This is a genomic window from Natronococcus sp. (assembly GCF_047921035.1).
Lineage (GTDB): Archaea > Halobacteriota > Halobacteria > Halobacteriales > Natrialbaceae > Natronococcus.
Map to the genome: position 1 here is coordinate 1 of NZ_JBLRWX010000081.1, position 16,656 is coordinate 16,656.

Consider the following 16,656-nt stretch of genomic DNA (forward strand, 5'->3'; position numbering starts at 1 on the left):
CGAGTCGCTGCTGACGCTGGGACCGACGTTCATCAAGCTCGGCCAGCTGCTCTCGACGCGTCCCGACGTCCTGCCCCCGGAGTACATCGAGGAGCTCGCGGCCCTCCAGGACGAGGTCCCGCCGGCCGAGTGGCCCGAAGCGAAACGGGTCCTCGAGGACGAACTCGGTCCGGTCGACTCCCGCTTCGCGGAGTTCGACACCGAGGCGATCAGCGGGGCGAGTCTCGGCCAGGTCTACCGAGCGCAGGTCGACGGCGAGCCCGTCGCGGTGAAGATCCGCCGACCGAATATCGAGGAGCTGGTCGAAGCCGACCTGCGAGTCATCCGGTGGTCGCTGCCGCTGCTGTTGTACTTCGTCGACGACTCGAGATCGTTCTCGCTCGAGAACCTCGCGGACGAGTTCGCGAAGACGATCCGCGAGGAGATGGACTACGAGCGGGAGGCCGCGATGCTGACCGAGATCCGGTCGAACTTCGCGGGCGACGACCGGTTCGTCATCCCCGAGGTCCTCGAGAGCCATTCGGGTCCGCGGGTGCTCACGATGGAGTACGTTCCGGGGACGAAGATCAACGACGTCGATGAGCTGGATCGCAAGGGGATCGACCGGAGTCGGGTCGCCGAGAACCTCCAGCGATCCTACCTCCAGATGATCATCGACGACGGCGTCTTCCACGCCGACCCCCATCCGGGAAACCTCGCGGTGGCCGACGACGGGGCGATCATCTTCTACGACTTCGGGATGTCCGGCCAGGTCGACGAGTTCGTCCAGGGGAAGATCGTGGAGTTCTACATCGCGGTCGCCAACCAGGACATCGACGCCATCCTCGATGCGCTGATCGAGGTCGGCACCCTGAGTCCGGAGGCGGATCGGGCGGTGATGGCCGAGGTAATGGAGCTCGCGATCCAGGACGCCCGCGGCCAGGAGATCGAGCAGTACCGCGTCCAGCAGATCGTCGGCCAGATCGAGGACTCGATCTACGAGTTCCCCTTCCGGCTGCCGAAGAACCTCGCGCTCGTCCTGCGGGTCGCGACGGTGGTCGAAGGGGTCTGCGTCACGCTCGACGAGGACTTCGACTTCATTGCGACGGCGACCGACTACCTGACCGAGCAGGGCTACCGCGAGGAGTCGATCCGCCAGTACGCCGAACAGACGGGCCGCCAGCTCCGCGAATCCGGCGAATCGCTGACGCGGCTCGCGCCAAAGACCGAGCGCACGCTGGACCGACTCGACCGGGACAACCTCTACGTCCGGATCGGCGTCGAGGACTCAGAGGGGGTGTTCGACAAGCTCGCCAAACGGCTCGTCTACGGCATGCTGCTGACGATGTCGCTGTTCTCGATGGGCGTGCTGTACGCGCTGGGGGCGCCGGAGGCCTCGATCGTCGCCGCGGTCCTCTCGGCAGTGTTGCTCGTGCAGCTCTACCGGTCGTTCCGCGACGGCGGCGGCTCGCTGCAGGCGAAACCGCAGTTCACCCGCCAGAACCTCCGCCAGCGACGGAGCGAGGAGTGAGGCGGTCTGCCGTAACGAGCTCCCGAAGGAAGGACGGCGCAGTAGCTCCGGAACTGACGTACGGGAGTTCACACGACCGAGAAGGAGACGAGACCGCCGCCACTGCAACCTTCTTTCCGCTGGCCGCCGATACCCACCTATGAGCTACGATCGGATCGCCGACCTGTCGCTGACGATCGGCGACGTCTCGAGGGAGCGCCTCGAGCGCGAGACCTCGAGCGGGTTCACCCGCGTCACCACCCAGTTCTCGTTCGAGGGACCCGACGGCGCCGTCGGGAAGGGCGAGGACGTTACCTACGAGACCGAGGAACACGACGCGCTCGCGGAGTCGGGGCTGCCCGACCTCACCGGCGAGTACACGATCGACTCCTTCTCGAGCCGGCTCGCCGACCTCGATCTCTTTCCGGCGGGCACGCCCGAACGCGAGGTCTTTCGTAACTACCGCCGGTGGGGCCTCGAGGCCACCGCGCTCGACCTTGCGCTGCGGCAGGCCGATACCGATCTGGCGTCGCGACTCGAGACCGAGTACGAGCCCGTCCGGTTTATCGCCAGCACTCGACTCGGCGACGAGCCCTCGACCGATCGGGTCGAGGCGTTGCTCGAGGCGGTTCCGGGGCTCGAACTCAAGCTCGATCCGACCCCCGACTGGGACGCCGCGCTGGTCGAGGAACTCGCGGCGACCGACGCCGTCCGCATCTTCGATCTCAAAGGGCAGTACAGCGGCACCGAGGTCGACGTCGAGGTCAGCCCCGAGCTGTACGAACGCCTGATCGAGGGCTTTCCCGAGGCCGTCCTCGAGGACCCCGCGCTCGAGGACGGGACCGAGGAACTGTTCGAGGACGAGGCCGTTCGCTCGCGGACCTCCTGGGACGCGCCGATCCACGGCCTCGAGGATGTCCGGGAGCTGCCGTGGGAGCCCGAGTGGCTGAACATCAAGCCCTCGCGATTCGGCTCGCTCGAGTCGCTGCTCGAGACGATCGACTACTGCCAGGAGCGCGGCATGACGCTGTACGGCGGCGGCCAGTTCGAACTCGGCGTCGGGCGGGGACAGCTCCAGGCGCTCGCGTCGGTGTTCTACCCCGACACGCCCAACGACGTCGCGCCGGGGGCGTACAACGAACCCGAGGTGACGGGCGAGTTGCCCGAGAGTCCGCTCGAGCCGCCCGCGGACCCCGAGGGCTTTCGCTGGTCCTGAAGTGGGGAAACGTCGCTCGAGCCGCGGTGAACCGCGCGTCTGATCGCCCGTCCGGACTACAGCGGTGGCGCGCGCTGTCGACTCGTTCGAGCGATAGCGAGAATCGGTCGACAGCGCGCGCCACCGTGCCAGGCTTCACTCGGCTCATCATTCGCGTTCGGTTCTCGAGTCCGCGCTCCATGCCGAATGAACGATTACGAACGCTCCCTACCCCTCGAGCATGCAGATCGACACCTTCGGCCTCGAGCGCTGGTTCGCCGAGTACGAACACGAGGCCGAGATCATGCTCGCCGAAAGCGGCGTCCGCAGCCTCTCGACGGAGCGCTTCGACACCGATCCCGGCGAACTGGGCTACGTGATTCCGACGAACGGCGACCCCGACCTCAGAGCGAAGATCGCGGATCGCTACGACCGGGAGACTAGCGAGGTCCTCTGCACCTGCGGCACCCAGGAGGCGAACTTCCTGGCCTTCCTGTCGGTTCTCCAGGAGCCGACGCTCGGCGCCGCTGGCGCCTCGCCGTCCGGCTCCGCGTCGCGGAGCCCGCACGCCGTCGTCGTCACCCCGACCTACCAGGCGCTGCACGCCGTCCCCGACGCCGTCGGCGAGGTAACTCGAGTGTCCCTCGAGCCACCTCACTGGGAACTCGACGTCGACGCCGTCGACGACGCGATCCGCCCCGAAACCAAACTAATCGTCCTGAACAACCCGAACAACCCGACCGGCAGATACCACTCGCTCGAGAAAGTCGAGGCCCTGTACGATCTCGCGGCCGACAACGACGCCTACCTGCTCTGTGACGAAGTCTACAGGCTGCTCGCCGAGGATCCGCTGCCGCCGGTCGCGAGCCTCGGCCCCTACGGCCTCTCGACCGCGAGCCTCTCGAAGTCCTACGGGCTCGCGGGGCTGCGATTCGGCTGGCTCGTCGGGAACGAGGACCTGCTCGAGACGGCCTGGAACTGGAAGGACTACACGACCATTTCGCCGTCGATCTTCGGCCAGCACGTCGCGACACAGGCCCTCGAGCAGGAGGACGAGATCCTCGTCGAAAACCGCGCACTCGTTGCCGACCACCGCGACCGAGTGCGGGCGTTTCTCGAGCGCCACGGCCTCGAGTGGTACGACCCCGTCGGCGTCAACGGCTTCGTGACCGTTCCCGACGGCTTCGAGACCGGGAAGTCGTTCTGCCGAGCGGTCCTCGAGGAGGGCGTCGTCCTCGCGCCCGGCGAGTTCTTCGGCCATCCGGACCGGTTCCGGATCGGGTTCGGACTCCCGACCGAGGAACTCGAGGACGGACTGAAGCGGATCGAGCGCGTGCTCGAGTAGCGAGAGACGACCACGTCGATAGCCGTCCGACTACGACCGACACGGCTTCCACAGCGCCGCGACCGAGTCGTCGTTGCCGTCCGCACGCTCGATGTCCCGTCGGAGGTCGAACGCCCGATAGCGGTCGTCCTCGAGCAGTCTCTCGACGAGTTCCGCCGGCACCGTCACCCGCCGACACTCCCCCGAGACGAGCAGCCCGTCGGGACCGAACGTGAGCTCGACGTCGTAGTACGCGACGCGCTCGTCGTGCTCCTCGAACACCGGGTGGCTCGCCTCGAGCACGCCCGCGACGTACTCGAAGACGAGTTCCATCCCGGGCGCGTCGGTCGTTCCGAGGTCGATCCGGATCCGGGGCGCGTAGACCGGTTCGCCGGCGTCTTCATCGAGGACCGCCAGCCGGCGGATCCTCGGCGCGCGCTCGAGGTGCGACCCCGTTCCCGGCCCCATCGACTCCGCGAGTCGGTCGTCGACGGCCTCCTCGAGCGGGGAGCGCCGCCGCTTCCGACCGCGCCGAACGACCAGCACGGCGCCGACGAGCGCGAGGGCGAGCAGCGACGCCGCGAGCGCGGCTCGCATCGGCCGTGCGTTCGACCCCGTCGGCCGAGGCGTTTTCGCTCCGGACTGGGCTCCCCTCGGTCGAGCCCGCGGACGGGGCGTGGTATCGGATTCCACCCGTCGAGCGGGCATTCCAAACGGTTTATGGCCGTCGGTTGATTACCCGGCGATATGGCGAAACAGCAGCAAGAAGTTCGCGACCTCCAGGAAGGAAGCTACGTCGTCATCGACGACGCGGCCTGTAAGATCAACTCGTACTCGACGGCCAAGCCCGGCAAACACGGCAGCGCCAAGGCCCGAATCGAGGCCGAGGGCGTCTTCGACGGGAAGAAGCGCTCGCTGTCCCAGCCCGTCGACGCGAAGATCTGGGTCCCGATCGTCGAGCGAAAGCAGGGCCAGGTCGTCTCCGTCGACGGCTCGGACATGCAGGTGATGGACCTCGAGACCTACGAGACGATGACGATGCGCGTCCCCGACGACCAGGACGTCTCGCCCGACGAGAACATCGAGTTCCTCGAGATGGAAGACCAGCGAAAGATCGTCTAATGTTTCCCGGGGCGACCGACGAGCGCGAGCGAGCCGACGCGACGGGCCGACCCGATCGCTCGGACGCGAACTTCGTGGTCGTCGGTGCGCCCCTGGACGCCTCGACGACCTTTCAGCCGGGGACCCGCTTCGGTCCCCGATGCATCCGCCACTTTTCGGAGACGTTCGACGACTACGACCACCGGACGGACCGGTACTTCTCGGAGCTGGGCGTCGTCGACCACGGCGACGTTCGCCCGTGGGACGACGTCGGCGAGTACCTCGAGTGGCTCGAGGGGACGGTCCGAGACGTCGTCTGGGACGACGCCGTCCCCCTCCTACTGGGCGGCGAGCACACCGTCACGCTCGCGGGCGCCCGCGCCGTCGAGCCCGAGGCGCTGGTCGTCCTCGACGCCCATCTCGACCTCCGCGAGGCCTACGACGGCAACCCGCTCTCGCATGCCTGCGTCACTCGTCGGATCCTCGAGACGGTCGACAACGTCGAGGAGGCGGTGATCCTCGGCGCCCGGACCGGCAGCGAGGCCGAGTGGGATCGGGCGAGCGAGGCCGACGTCACCGTGGTGGCTCCCGAGGACGTCGCCGACTGGGAGCCTGATTCAGCGCTGCTCGAGCGAGAGCTGTACTGCAGCGTCGATATCGACGCTGCAGATCCGGGCTACGCGCCGGGAACGGGAACCACGGAGCCGTTCGGCCTCGAGCCCCGCGAGATGCGCGACGTCGTGCGCGCGCTCGCACCCGCGGCGACGGGGTTCGACGTCGTGGAGGTCAACGACCGCGACGACGGGCAGGCCGCGGCGCTGGCCGGGAAACTCGTTCGGGAGTTCGTCTACACGCACGCAGTCGATTGCTGACGGCCGAATCGTTTCTCCACCCTCGGATCACACCCATACAGGTAAGGGAGCAGCGTTGACCGAGTGCCCGCCAACCGTTGTCGCATGTCGCGAACGGAACCGACCACCGTCGGTCCGGACGTCCTCTGGCAGCTGCTAACGGATCCGCACCGACGCTACCTGCTCGAGCAGCTGTGTACCGACGAACGGACGACGCTCTCGAACCTCGCTCACGAGATAGCCGCCAGAAACCGGAAGGTGTCGTCCGAGGAGACCGCCCCGTCGTGTCGCCGCCGAATCGAGATCGCGCTCGCGCACGATCACCTTCCGCGACTCGCCGACTGCGGCGTGATCGCATACGACCCCTCGACCTGGCAGGTCGTCCTGACGGCCGATTCCGAGACCCGTCGGCTGCTCGAGGCGGTTCTCGAGTCCGACGCGGCGGTTCGGTGAACTATAGTAGCTACTGAAAGTCAGTGCGCACCTGATCGCACGACGGCTGTGTGATCAGTATGCAAACAGTTTCAGTTAGAACGGCGACTCGAGGTACGCCTTCGGCACGGCGTTTCGCGCGGTCACCAGCGGGTCGACGACCTGGCTGATCTCGAGGCCGCCGACCAGACTCGAGAGCATGTAGGCGTCGGTCGCGTCCCAGCCGTGTTCGGCCGCGAGCAGGTCGACCGCGTCGCGATTTGCTAGCTTGCAGGCCTCCTGAAGCGTCTCGGCGCTGGCGATCGTCTTCCAGGCGTCGGCCGTCTCGACCAGCGGTCGCTCGAGACCCGGATCGGGATCGGAGACCACCTCGAGCGTGACGTCGATCTCGGTGGCGATCTCCGCGCCGGTGCCGCACATCTCGCCGTCGGCCATCGCCGCCTTGCAGTCGCCCATCGCGAGCATCGCGCCCTCCTGGAACACCGGGAAGTAGGCGACCGAGCCGGCGGTCATGTCGGTCGTGTCGAGGTTCCCGCCGTGGTCGTGGGGGACCAGCGTCGTGTACGACTCGGAGTCGGTCGCGACGCCGATCGTTCCGATGACGGGCGCGACGTCGACCTCGAGGTCGCCGAACGTGAGGGTGTCGCCCTCGACCGACAGCAGCCGGGTTCTCGGCGACTCGATCCCCTCCTCGCCGTCGAGCAGGCCGAAGCCGCCGATGGTGATCACGCGGCCCTGCTCCTCGGCGAGGCGGATCTCCTCGATTTCGACCCGGAGGACGTCGCCCGGTTCGGCCCCCTCGACCGCGATCGGTCCCGTCGCGGCGTTGACTTCGGAGGGGATCGACTCGATGACGTCCGCCTCCGTCCGGATCGTGCCGTCTAAGCTGTCCCTCGTCTCGATCGTTAACTCGGCGCCTGACTCGACGGTCGTTACCGCCTCGAGGTCGGGACCGAACTCGTACACCACGCCGTCGTCGTACGTGACTTGTTCACGTTGCATACACGTACCGTTCGAACGGGGAGGTCGTAAAACGGTCCCTCGGTCGGAACCGGCGAGTGCTACCCCTCGAATATATATGGTCGGAGGCCGGAGTCACAAGTAATGCCAACCGGAACGGTCGACTTCTTCAACGACACTGGCGGCTACGGCTTCATCGAGACCGACGAGACCGACGACGACGTCTTCTTCCACATGGAAGACGTCGGCGGCCCCGACCTCGAGGAGGGCCAGGAGGTCGAGTTCGAAATCGAACAGGCGGACAAGGGTCCGCGCGCGAAGAACCTCACGCGCCTCTGATCGGATCCGATCGACGGCTCCGATCCGCCGCGGTGAAGCGAGCGAACGAACGAACACGGCGAGCGCCGCCGCTATCGAGCGAGCAACCACGTCGTTGGGTCGTCGGTCTCAAGACGAGAGCAGCGCGTTCCCGGCGATTCGAAGGGTTGCTTCGATGAACACCGACGACATCCACGACCGATGGGCGGAGCGAACGGGCGCGTACTCGCCGTCGTACTACGCCCACTACGGTCCCAACGAGACGAGCGAACTACTCGAAGCAATCATCGACCGCGTCGTCGGTCCCGACGCGGCCGTCCTGGAACTGGGCTGTAGCTCGGGTCGCCACCTCGCTCACCTTCACGAGCACGGGTACGACGACCTCCACGGCGTCGATATCAACGAGTCGGCGTTCGAGGTAATGGATCGGGTTTACCCCGACCTCGCCGCAACGGGCACGTTCACTCACGGCTCGCTCGAGGAGTTCGTCCGCGACCGCGAGACCGGTCGGTTCGACGTCGTCTACGCCGTCCAGACGCTCCAGCACCTCCCGCCCGAGGCCGAGTGGGTGTTCGACGAACTGGTTCGGCTGACCGACTCGCTGCTCGTCACGGCCGAAACCGACGCCGGCGGATCTGCGGCTGGTGCCGACGAACCGACGGCCGATGCCGTCGACGACCCCGGCTCGACCGTGACCGACGTCCGCGACGTCGACGGGGTCCCCCTGTACGTCCGCGACTGGTCGCGGGTGTTCGCCGACCGCGGCTGGGTCGAACTCGAGGACGACGCGACCGCGTTCGACTACCACACGTTCAGAGCGTTCCGGCCGCCCGCGGAGTAGCCCGCCGAGCCGGAGCGAGAGTCCGAACCGCCTCGGATAAAAGGGACCTTGCAATCGCGCTGGATAGCTTCATATCCGCGACGGTCGAGAGCGTTCCCTTGCCTATGGTTCTCGTGTCGCGAGCCCGAACGGGGGGAGATCACAGCGGTCCGATCACGACGTCGCGCTCGAGCGGAGGCGGCCGACCGATCGGCTCGAGTGGCCGTCTCGGAGGTGTCCTCGAGTGAGCGACCTCCCGCCGAAGACGAGCGTCAGGCGGTGGCTCGTCACGACCAACCACAAGGACGTCGGGATCCTCTACCTGGTGACGGCGCTGTTTTTCCTGGTGCTGGGCGGTATCATGGCGTTGCTCTTTCGGGCTCACCTCTGGGAGAGCGGCGGCACGGGGCTGCTGACGAACAACCAGTTCAACCAGGCGGTTTCGACCCACGGCTTGCTGATGGTGTTCTGGTTCCTCTCGCCGATCGCGTCCGGGTTCGCAAACTACCTGGTCCCGCTCCAGATCGGCGCGAAGGACCTCGCGTTCCCGCGCCTGAATGCCCTGAGCTACTGGTTCTACCTGTTCTCGGGGATCCTGTTCGGGATCTCCTTTTTCCAGGGAAGTTCCTTCGCCGGCGGCTGGACGATGTACGCCCCGCTGAACGTGCCGATGTACACGCCCGCACTCGAGGCGACGACCGGCGGCAACGGCGCCGTGCTCGCGCTGATCCTGTTCGTGCTCTCGATCACGCTCGGCTCCGTGAACTTCATCACGACGATCCACCGCTCGCGCGCGGAGGGGCTCGGCCTGTGGAACATGCCGATGTTCACCTGGACGTGGCTGCTGACCGTCTGGATGATGCTGTTTGCCTTCGCGGCGCTGCTGGCCGCGTTGCTGTTGCAGGCGTCCGATCGAGTGCTGCTCACCCAGTACTTCGCGACCGATCAGGGATCGGGCCTGCTGTGGGCCCACCTGTTCTGGTTCTTCGGGCACCCGGAGGTGTACATCGTCTTCTTCCCCGCGCTGGGGATCATGCTCGAGGTGTTCCAGACGTTCACGGGACGGCGACTCGTCGGCCGCAAGTGGGTCATCATCGCGATGGTCCTCGTCGCCGTCCAGTCGTTTTTGGTCTGGATGCACCACATGTTCCTGACGACGATCAACCTCGAGATCAAGACGCTGATGATGGCGACGACCATCGGGATCTCGCTCCCGTTCGATCTGATCGTCTTCGCGCTGATCTACACGATGGTCAAGGGTCGCGTGCGGATGACGACCCCGTTTCTGTTCGCGCTGGGGGCGCTCGTCCTCTTTATCCTCGGCGGTATTACGGGGGTGTTCCTGGGCGCGGTCGTCCTCGACTACGAGTTCCGGGGCACCTACTGGGTCGTCGCGCACTTCCACTACGTGATGGCCTCCGGCGTGACGGCACTGGTCGGCGGCCTCTACTACTGGTGGCCGAAGCTCACCGGGCGGATGTACTCCGAGACGCTGGGCAAGCTCAACTTCGCGGTCTACTTCGTCGGCTTCAACCTGCTGTACTTCCCGCAGTTTCTCGCCTGGGAAACGCCTCGTCGGGTCTTCCACTACGCCGAGGGCGTCCAACTCTACCACCAGCTCTCGACTGTCGGGGCGTTCGTCTTCGGCGCGTCGTTCCTGATCCTGTTCGCGACGCTCGTCCACAGCCTCGTCGCGGGGCCGCGGGCGCCCGAGAACCCCTGGAAGTTCTCCCGGACGGCCGAGTGGGCAGTCCCCTCTCCCCCGCCGCTGGAAAACTGGGACGGCCGTCCCAGCTACGCTAGCGGCTCGCTCGAGTTCGTCGAGGACTCGGCGGCCCAGCCCGACGGCGGGGTCGCACACGAGAACCGAACGGCCTCGGAGGCCGCCGCGGGCGAGGAACACGCCGATCACGCCAGCATCTGGCCGATCGGGGTCGGGTTCGGCACGTTCGTCTTCTTCCTCGGACTGACGGGGATGACGCCGTACACGATCGACTTCGCGGAGGGGACCGGCGTTCCGCCCGAGACCCTCGTCGGAACCGGTGCCGAACAGCACATCCTGTACCCGATACTGACCGTGCTGGGCGTCGCGATCATGGGGTACACGCTGTTCGAACTCGGGCGCGAGCGGTTCGTCGTCCCCGAGATGGCCATCGCCGAGCGCTGGCCCGTCGAGGGGGTCGGCAACACGAAGTTCGGCGTCTGGGTGTTCCTCGCCTCGGACGTCGTCGTCTTCGGAGCCATCATCGGCGCGTACATCTTCATGCGCCTCCACGCGGGCTGGGGCGACTGGACGCGGGTCCCCTTCGCCTCCTGGCCCGGCCTGTTGAACACGTACATCCTGCTGACCTCGAGTTTCACGGTCGTTCTGGCGCTCGTGATGGCCGAACGGAAGAACAAGCGAGGCCTGCTCGCGACGCTGGGCGCGACTGTCGGGCTCGGACTGGCGTTCATGGGCGTGAAGGCCTACGAGTACAGCGTGAAGTTCGCCGACGGCGAGTACTGGTGGTACGGCCTCGAGTACTCGATCTACTACGTGACGACCGGGATGCACGCGCTGCACGTCATCTTCGGGCTGCTGATCGCCGGCTTCATGATCTACCGCGTCTGGTCGATCGACGCCTACCTCGAGGACCACCGGCCGGTGGAGTTCTTCGGGCTCTACTGGCACTTCGTCGACATCGTCTGGGTCATCCTCTTCCCGCTGTTCTACCTGATGTAACGCGGTTCGGCGAACGCCGAACCGACCCGTACCGTCGCACCCGAACGGAACCGGGCGGATACAAGACGCTCGCGGGAGCACCTCGAGGCATGAATCTCTTGACGTTCACCGACCGACTCGACGAGCGGCTTCGAACCGACGACTACGCCGACCTCGACGCCAGCGCGAACGGCCTGCAGGTGGGTCCCGACGAGGGAACCGTCGAACACGTCGCGTTCGCCGTCGACGGCGCCGTCGAGACGTTCGAGCGCGCCGCCGAGGCCGACGCGGACGCGCTCGTCGTCCACCACGGGCTCTCCTGGGGCGGGTTCGATCGGGTGACGGGACGAACGTACGATCGGCTCGAGCCCCTGTTCGAGAACGACCTCGCGCTGTACGTCTCCCACCTCCCGCTGGACGGCCACCAGGAACTCGGCAACGCCGCGGGCGTCGCCGACGTCCTCGGACTCGAGGACCGATCCCCGTTCGGCGAACTCGGCCCCGAACACATCGGGCAGCGCGGCACCGCCCCGGACGCCTACGCGCCCGACGATCTCGCGGAGCGACTCGAGTCGGAACTCGAGACCGACGGCCGACCCGTTCGGCTGCTCGAGTTCGGCCCCGACGAGATCGAGGAGGTCGCGGTCGTCACCGGCAGCGGCGTCGACTGGCTCGACGAGGCGGTCGAGGCTGGCGCGGACGTCCTCGTCACGGGCGAGGGGAAACAGCAGGTCTACCACGAGGCCAGGGAGGCGGGGATCCACGTCGCGCTGGCCGGCCACTACGCGACCGAGACGTTCGGCGTTCGGGCGCTGCAGGGACTCGTCGAGGAGTGGGGGCTCGAGACGACGTTCCTCGAGTCGCCGACCGGGCTGTAGGCCGTCGTTGACGAGGGATACGGGTGCGTACACCGCCGACTCGGAACGTAGCGACTCCGTACTGGCGGCCGCGGATCGGCGCGAGCCGGCGACGACCGGTTCGACGCGGCTCTCGGCCCGCCCGTTGGCCGGCCGCCCCGTTCGAGCGATCGACGACCCGATCGTCGCGGCGGCGTCGACGGACCGCTCGAGGTGCGCTGTTGGCTCCCGTGAACCGCCCTGCAGCCTGCCGATAACAATGGTCGTCGCGCGGGAAGGGACTCTCACTCTCGGGCCCGTTCCCGGGGAACTAACCAATGACACAACAGCTCCCTTCCAGACGAGAGTGGTTGCGAAGGGTCACCGTTACCGCTGCGGTGATCGGTGGCGCATCGGGTAGCGCGGTCGCCGGCGACGGCACGGAGACGGCGACCGACGGCGGCGCCGATCCCGCGTGCGCGGAGCCGGACCCCGCCGACGTTCGGCTCGTCCCCGCCTGTACGGACGACGACGTGGCCGTCTTCTGCGTGACCAACGACGGGGCGCGTCCGGTCTCCCTCGGGTGGCGCCCCGTCGAGCCGCCCGAAGAGCGAATCGAGTTCGTCGACTGTCAGACGGTGCGGGTCGTCGGCGAGTTCGCCGACGTGATCCTCGAGGCGACGTTCCTCTCCGGCGGCGAGATCGGCAACGTCATCGAACCGGTCGGCGAGGTCGACGGGGTCCGGACGTTCGACGTCCGCGAACTCGAGGGCGTTCCCGACGACGCCATCGTCGGCACGGCGGAGGCGTTCCGGGACGATCCAGTTGTTCCGGGCACGGGCGATCTCACGGCGTCGAACCCCGAGTTCGACGCCTGTCAGGAGGCGTTCTTCGGCGAGGTGCTCGTCGAGAGGGGTTCGGGCGGCGAGGAGGCGTCCGAAGACGAGGAACTCGTTGAGGACGCCGACGGCGTCGAAGACGTCCCGGCGGACGACCTCGAGTCCCTGGCGGTCGCTCCCGGCGAGACCACCTGCTTCGCGGTCGAGGCCTCGAACGGACCCGTCGCCGTGCAACTCTTCCGGGACGGGGAGTTGCTCGTCGAGCGCACCAGCGCCGCCGACGTCGCGTGTCCGCGTCCGATCCCGGCCGACGAGATCGGTTCGGACCTCTCGCCGCCCGACGAGTTCGTCGACGACCGTCCGTGAGAGAGCACGGGTCGCCGACGGCGTCGGACGCGTCGGATTACGGATCGGGTGGGCCGGAACCCTCGAGTTCGATCGGCGATCGAATCCCGTCGAGACCGCGGTCTTGAAAGCGCTGGCCCGCCGACTCGAGGATATGACCGACGAGCACGACAGCGACGAGGATCACGGCCACGCGCCCGAGCGCGAGACGTTCGAACACGACCCCGTCGGCCACGCCGAGGCCCGCGCGGGGATGACCGTCGGCGAACTCGCCGACGAGTACGGCAACGCGGGCGTCGGCGCGGCGAACCTCCACGAGGCCGTCGACGTCACCGAGGCGATGTTCGACGACGACGTGACCGTCTTTTTCGGACTGGCGGGTGCGATGGTCCCGACGGGCATGCGCCGGATCGTCGCCGACCTGATCCGGGACGGCTACGTCGACGCCCTGATCACGACCGGAGCGAACCTCACCCACGACTCGATCGAAGCGATCGGCGGGAAACACCACCACGGCTGCGTGCAGGCGGAGGGGAAAACGGAGCGCGAACACGACGAAACGCTGCGCGACGAGGGAGTCGACCGGATCTACAACGTCTACCTCCCCCAGGAGTACTTCGCGACGTTCGAGTCGCACCTCCGCGAGGAGGTCTTTCCGGTGCTCGAGGCGGAAGCCGAGGAGTCGGGCCCCGTCTCGATCGAACGCCTGACCCGAGAACTGGGTCGGGCCAATGCCGAGATCAACGAACGAGAGGACGTCGAGGAAGGATCGGGTATCGCGGCCGCCGCCTACGAGCACGACGTGCCGATCTACTGCCCCGCGGTCCAGGACTCCGTCCTCGGGCTACAGGCCTGGATGTACTCCCAGACGTCGCCGTTCTCGCTCGATGCGCTCGCCGACATGACCGCGCTGACCGACCTCGCGTTCGAGGCCGAGGAGGCCGGCGCCTTCGTTGTCGGCGGCGGCGTCCCGAAGAACTTCACGCTCCAGACGATGCTGGTCGCGCCCGGCGCCTACGACTACGCGGTCCAGCTGACGATGGATCCCCAGCAGACGGGCGGGCTCTCGGGGGCGACCCTCGAGGAGGCCCGCTCGTGGGGGAAACTCGAGAAAGATGCGGAAAACGTCTCGGTGTACGCCGACGCGACGATCACGCTGCCGCTGGTGATCGCCGCTGCGCGGGAACGCCTCGAGTAGCGGGCGAATCGGCGATTCGGCGCTCGAACGAGTTCAGTAGGTTTGGTAGCTCGCCGTGCCGACGTCGATCCGAACGAGGCGGTTCTCCTCGTAGGCGTCGCTGGGCGCCCCGTACTTCTCGTTGATCCGGCGTCTGGCTTCGTCGGTTTCGGTCTCGTCCTCGACGATCGTCGCGGTGCCGAGCAGCGTCACCATCCACTTCGTGTCGCCGTCGTCGTCGGCCTGGATCGACAGCGCGACCTTCGGGTTCTCGCGGATGTTCTCGAGCTTTCGGCCCGTCGTGACGATCTCGACGGTATCGTCCTCGTAGCGAAACCAGACGGGCGCGGCGTGGGGGCGCCCGTCGGCGCAGGTGGCGAAGTGGGCCATCACCGGTTCGTTCTCGAGCAGTCGTTCGGCTTCGGGTGGAACCGTCGTCACGCCCGAGGATGGGGGCCGAGCCCGCAAAAGCGACGGCCCCGCGACTGCCGATGCATACGGTTTCCCGTCCATCAGTTCCGGCGCAACCGCGACCCGGGCGGCGGTTACGCCGGGACATCGGCACGGCAATCCGTATCAGACCGAGGCCTGGAGCCGACCAGCGTCGAGGGTGAGGTAGTGAAACAGCGTCCCCGTCAGCCCGCTGTCGGCGATCCGCCGGCCGGAGCTCTCGACGAGGATCGCGTCGTGGTAGCCCGTCGGAAACTGACCGGCGAGCCGTCGGCTAAAGGCCGTGTCCTCGTTCGGCACCTCGGGGAAGCCCCCGGCCTCGAGAAACGCCTCCCGGCGGACGAAGAAGTTGAACCCGGGGAGGACGGGCCGACCGAGCCGCGGGAAGACGTGGTTGATCCTCCCCTCCATCAGCTTCGCCCGTAGGGGGCCGGTCATCCGATAGGCCGAACTGGCGGCGGCGAGGTCCTCGCGCTCGACGAGCCCGAGCATCTCGGTCAGGTAGTTCGGACGAACGCGCGTGTCGGCGTCGATACAGGCCAGCCACTCCCCGTCCGCTTCCCGACCGCCGAGGTTTCGCCCGGCGGTGATGCTCGAGCCGGTTCCCTCGAGGACGGTCGCGCCGTGTGCGCGGGCGACGTCGGCGGTGCCGTCCGTCGAGGCGCCGTCGACGACGATCACCTCGTTGGCGTAGTTGGTCTCGAGGGCCGCGATGCTCTCGAGGCAGTCGGGGAGGTAGTCGGCCTCGTTTCTCGCGGGAACGACGAAACTCACGTCCGGTGTGGCTGCCATCCGTGTTCTCGGGTCCGCTACCCTCGAGTATAACCTGTGGGCGGGCAGGTGCCGACAGTCGGGTCGCCGATCGCGGCGATACTCGGTAGATCATGAACATTTATTATGGTTCGGTCTGAAGGGTGCAGTACAGATGTCGGTCGTACCCGTACACCCCCTCGCCTGATTCTCCGACGACAGCATCGCCTTCCGACGACGCGACCTTTCGACCGACAATGAGCACTCGATCCCACACCCACGCCACCAGAACCGACCCGACTCCAGACCAGCAGCCGACCGAGACCACCCACTCGACCCCGAGGTCCTCGCATCCGACGGCGAGCGACCGCGCCCCGGCGACGTTCTCGAGGACGCAGAACGACCGCCTGCAGAATCTCATCGACGAGTGGAACACCGCCTTCGCGGCGGACGGCTCGAGCGCCGAGTGAACACGGCAGGGATCCAAACCGTCTTTTGGCTCTCGAGCGTAGGCTCGCACGGCCGATGACGACCCACTCGCTCCGAGCCGGACTCGGCACCCGGTAGTGACGAGCCCTATGAGTGCCGAGGCCTTCAATCCAGTACTAGATTAATAAGCATTCTTGGACAAACGTCCACTAAGAGGTGCTTATTTTAAATGACGAGTAGACAAACGAACACCAGCAACAGCAATGACAACGCTGCGCTGGTCAAACTATACCCGCCGAGGGAACACAAAAATCAGTGGCAGAAAGAAGCCGAAGAACACGAAACATCCGCCAGTAAATATCTGCAGGAGCTGATCCAGGAAGCACGATTCCTTCGGCAGCAAGGACAATTGAAGATCGGTGATCGCCGTCAGGTCGAGCAACTACGTGATGAAGTCGATCAACTTGAACAGCAACTGGAGAACACGGAAACCCAGCAACGAACCAGCGACATCGAGTTGGTTACTGAGGAAGAGGCTCGAAGGCTTCTGGAAACCAACTACACCTCGATAGCGCAGATTTTGGAGAGGCTGCTACAAGATGAAGGCTTCCGCCGGAAAATCCGACTACAACTCGAGAC

18 protein-coding genes are annotated in these 16,656 nt (G+C 66.7%); 14 read left to right on the forward strand and 4 right to left on the reverse strand.

Annotated elements, in window-relative coordinates; genetic code table 11:
- From ACNA7R_RS14945 to ACNA7R_RS14955, 3 genes are all read left to right on the forward strand, one after another.
- Positions 1-1,510, forward strand: a 1,510-nt coding sequence (locus ACNA7R_RS14945; protein ID WP_416284348.1) for an ABC1 kinase family protein, incomplete at its 5' end; no start/stop codon positions are given.
- Positions 1,511-1,649: 139 nt separating this feature from the next.
- Positions 1,650-2,705, forward strand: coding sequence for a hypothetical protein (locus tag ACNA7R_RS14950; protein WP_416284349.1), 1,056 nt, complete (start codon positions 1,650-1,652; stop codon positions 2,703-2,705).
- A 220-nt stretch (positions 2,706-2,925) separates the two neighbouring features.
- Positions 2,926-4,029, forward strand: a complete 1,104-nt coding sequence (locus ACNA7R_RS14955; RefSeq protein WP_416284350.1) for an aminotransferase class I/II-fold pyridoxal phosphate-dependent enzyme — start codon at positions 2,926-2,928, stop codon at positions 4,027-4,029.
- Positions 4,030-4,059: 30 nt separating this feature from the next.
- Here the strand turns inward: ACNA7R_RS14955 and ACNA7R_RS14960 are convergent, their stop codons facing one another.
- A complete protein-coding gene (locus tag ACNA7R_RS14960) occupies positions 4,060-4,605 on the reverse strand; it encodes a hypothetical protein (RefSeq protein ID WP_416284351.1) in 546 nt (181 codons plus the stop codon).
- Positions 4,606-4,755: 150 nt separating this feature from the next.
- Here ACNA7R_RS14960 and ACNA7R_RS14965 point away from each other — a divergent pair, with 150 nt between their 5' ends.
- The 3 genes from ACNA7R_RS14965 to ACNA7R_RS14975 all read left to right on the forward strand — a co-directional run bounded on the left by ACNA7R_RS14965 (position 4,756) and on the right by ACNA7R_RS14975 (position 6,413).
- Positions 4,756-5,130 (forward strand): translation initiation factor IF-5A, encoded by a 375-nt coding sequence (locus ACNA7R_RS14965; protein WP_416284352.1) that lies wholly within the window; start codon positions 4,756-4,758, stop codon positions 5,128-5,130.
- Entirely contained in the window at positions 5,130-5,981 is an 852-nt protein-coding gene (speB, locus tag ACNA7R_RS14970; RefSeq protein WP_416284353.1) for an agmatinase, read from the forward strand. The genes ACNA7R_RS14965 and speB overlap by 1 nt, the downstream gene beginning before the upstream one ends.
- A gap of 84 nt (positions 5,982-6,065) precedes the next feature.
- Positions 6,066-6,413 (forward strand): hypothetical protein, encoded by a 348-nt coding sequence (locus ACNA7R_RS14975; protein ID WP_416284354.1) that lies wholly within the window; start codon positions 6,066-6,068, stop codon positions 6,411-6,413.
- Between the two features lie 75 nt (positions 6,414-6,488).
- Here the strand turns inward: ACNA7R_RS14975 and ACNA7R_RS14980 are convergent, their stop codons facing one another.
- Positions 6,489-7,394: an acetamidase/formamidase family protein gene (locus tag ACNA7R_RS14980; protein ID WP_416284355.1), complete on the reverse strand. Its 906-nt coding sequence runs from the start codon at positions 7,392-7,394 to the stop codon at positions 6,489-6,491.
- A gap of 102 nt (positions 7,395-7,496) precedes the next feature.
- On the opposite strand from ACNA7R_RS14980, the gene ACNA7R_RS14985 reads away from it, so the two are divergent.
- From ACNA7R_RS14985 to ACNA7R_RS15010, 6 genes are all read left to right on the forward strand, one after another.
- On the forward strand, positions 7,497-7,691 hold the full coding sequence (locus ACNA7R_RS14985; protein WP_416284356.1) for a cold-shock protein: 195 nt from the start codon (positions 7,497-7,499) through the stop codon (positions 7,689-7,691).
- 154 nt (positions 7,692-7,845) lie between these two features.
- The gene (locus tag ACNA7R_RS14990; protein ID WP_416284357.1) at positions 7,846-8,511 is read left to right on the forward strand and encodes a class I SAM-dependent methyltransferase; all 666 of its coding nucleotides are present in this window, start codon (positions 7,846-7,848) and stop codon (positions 8,509-8,511) included.
- A gap of 223 nt (positions 8,512-8,734) precedes the next feature.
- Positions 8,735-11,212: a cbb3-type cytochrome c oxidase subunit I gene (locus ACNA7R_RS14995; protein WP_416284358.1), complete on the forward strand. Its 2,478-nt coding sequence runs from the start codon at positions 8,735-8,737 to the stop codon at positions 11,210-11,212.
- A gap of 89 nt (positions 11,213-11,301) precedes the next feature.
- Positions 11,302-12,069 carry a Nif3-like dinuclear metal center hexameric protein gene (locus ACNA7R_RS15000; protein ID WP_416284359.1) on the forward strand — a complete coding sequence of 256 codons (768 nt, stop codon included), beginning with the start codon at positions 11,302-11,304 and terminating at the stop codon, positions 12,067-12,069.
- 296 nt (positions 12,070-12,365) lie between these two features.
- A complete protein-coding gene (locus ACNA7R_RS15005; protein ID WP_416284360.1) occupies positions 12,366-13,232 on the forward strand; it encodes a hypothetical protein in 867 nt (288 codons plus the stop codon).
- Between the two features lie 133 nt (positions 13,233-13,365).
- Positions 13,366-14,409: a deoxyhypusine synthase gene (locus tag ACNA7R_RS15010; RefSeq protein WP_416284361.1), complete on the forward strand. Its 1,044-nt coding sequence runs from the start codon at positions 13,366-13,368 to the stop codon at positions 14,407-14,409.
- A 33-nt stretch (positions 14,410-14,442) separates the two neighbouring features.
- On the opposite strand, the gene ACNA7R_RS15015 is transcribed toward ACNA7R_RS15010, so the two are convergent.
- Together ACNA7R_RS15015 and ACNA7R_RS15020 are read right to left on the reverse strand one after the other, a co-directional pair.
- Positions 14,443-14,829: a pyridoxamine 5'-phosphate oxidase family protein gene (locus ACNA7R_RS15015; RefSeq protein WP_416284362.1), complete on the reverse strand. Its 387-nt coding sequence runs from the start codon at positions 14,827-14,829 to the stop codon at positions 14,443-14,445.
- Positions 14,830-14,964: 135 nt separating this feature from the next.
- Entirely contained in the window at positions 14,965-15,630 is a 666-nt protein-coding gene (locus tag ACNA7R_RS15020) for a glycosyltransferase (RefSeq protein ID WP_416284363.1), read from the reverse strand.
- Between the two features lie 215 nt (positions 15,631-15,845).
- Here ACNA7R_RS15020 and ACNA7R_RS15025 point away from each other — a divergent pair, with 215 nt between their 5' ends.
- Both ACNA7R_RS15025 and ACNA7R_RS15030 read left to right on the forward strand, forming a co-directional pair.
- A complete protein-coding gene (locus tag ACNA7R_RS15025) occupies positions 15,846-16,058 on the forward strand; it encodes a hypothetical protein (protein ID WP_416284364.1) in 213 nt (70 codons plus the stop codon).
- 188 nt (positions 16,059-16,246) lie between these two features.
- Positions 16,247-16,656: hypothetical protein (locus tag ACNA7R_RS15030; protein ID WP_416284365.1), on the forward strand; the 410-nt coding region annotated here is incomplete at its 3' end.

Bases quoted from the DNA above. Each gene is read 5' to 3' on its own strand.
- ACNA7R_RS15020 (WP_416284363.1), bottom strand. From the start codon at position 15,630: ATGGCAGCCACACCGGACGTGAGTTTCGTCGTTCCCGCGAGAAACGAG.
- ACNA7R_RS15010 (WP_416284361.1), top strand. From the start codon at position 13,366: ATGACCGACGAGCACGACAGCGACGAGGATCACGGCCACGCGCCCGAG.
- ACNA7R_RS14965 (WP_416284352.1), top strand. From the start codon at position 4,756: ATGGCGAAACAGCAGCAAGAAGTTCGCGACCTCCAGGAAGGAAGCTAC.
- ACNA7R_RS14975 (WP_416284354.1), top strand. From the start codon at position 6,066: ATGTCGCGAACGGAACCGACCACCGTCGGTCCGGACGTCCTCTGGCAG.
- ACNA7R_RS14960 (WP_416284351.1), bottom strand. From the start codon at position 4,605: ATGCGAGCCGCGCTCGCGGCGTCGCTGCTCGCCCTCGCGCTCGTCGGC.
- ACNA7R_RS14980 (WP_416284355.1), bottom strand. From the start codon at position 7,394: ATGCAACGTGAACAAGTCACGTACGACGACGGCGTGGTGTACGAGTTC.
- ACNA7R_RS14985 (WP_416284356.1), top strand. From the start codon at position 7,497: ATGCCAACCGGAACGGTCGACTTCTTCAACGACACTGGCGGCTACGGC.
- ACNA7R_RS15005 (WP_416284360.1), top strand. From the start codon at position 12,366: ATGACACAACAGCTCCCTTCCAGACGAGAGTGGTTGCGAAGGGTCACC.
- ACNA7R_RS15025 (WP_416284364.1), top strand. From the start codon at position 15,846: ATGAGCACTCGATCCCACACCCACGCCACCAGAACCGACCCGACTCCA.
- speB (WP_416284353.1), top strand. From the start codon at position 5,130: ATGTTTCCCGGGGCGACCGACGAGCGCGAGCGAGCCGACGCGACGGGC.
- ACNA7R_RS14990 (WP_416284357.1), top strand. From the start codon at position 7,846: ATGAACACCGACGACATCCACGACCGATGGGCGGAGCGAACGGGCGCG.
- ACNA7R_RS14955 (WP_416284350.1), top strand. From the start codon at position 2,926: ATGCAGATCGACACCTTCGGCCTCGAGCGCTGGTTCGCCGAGTACGAA.
- ACNA7R_RS15000 (WP_416284359.1), top strand. From the start codon at position 11,302: ATGAATCTCTTGACGTTCACCGACCGACTCGACGAGCGGCTTCGAACC.
- ACNA7R_RS14950 (WP_416284349.1), top strand. From the start codon at position 1,650: ATGAGCTACGATCGGATCGCCGACCTGTCGCTGACGATCGGCGACGTC.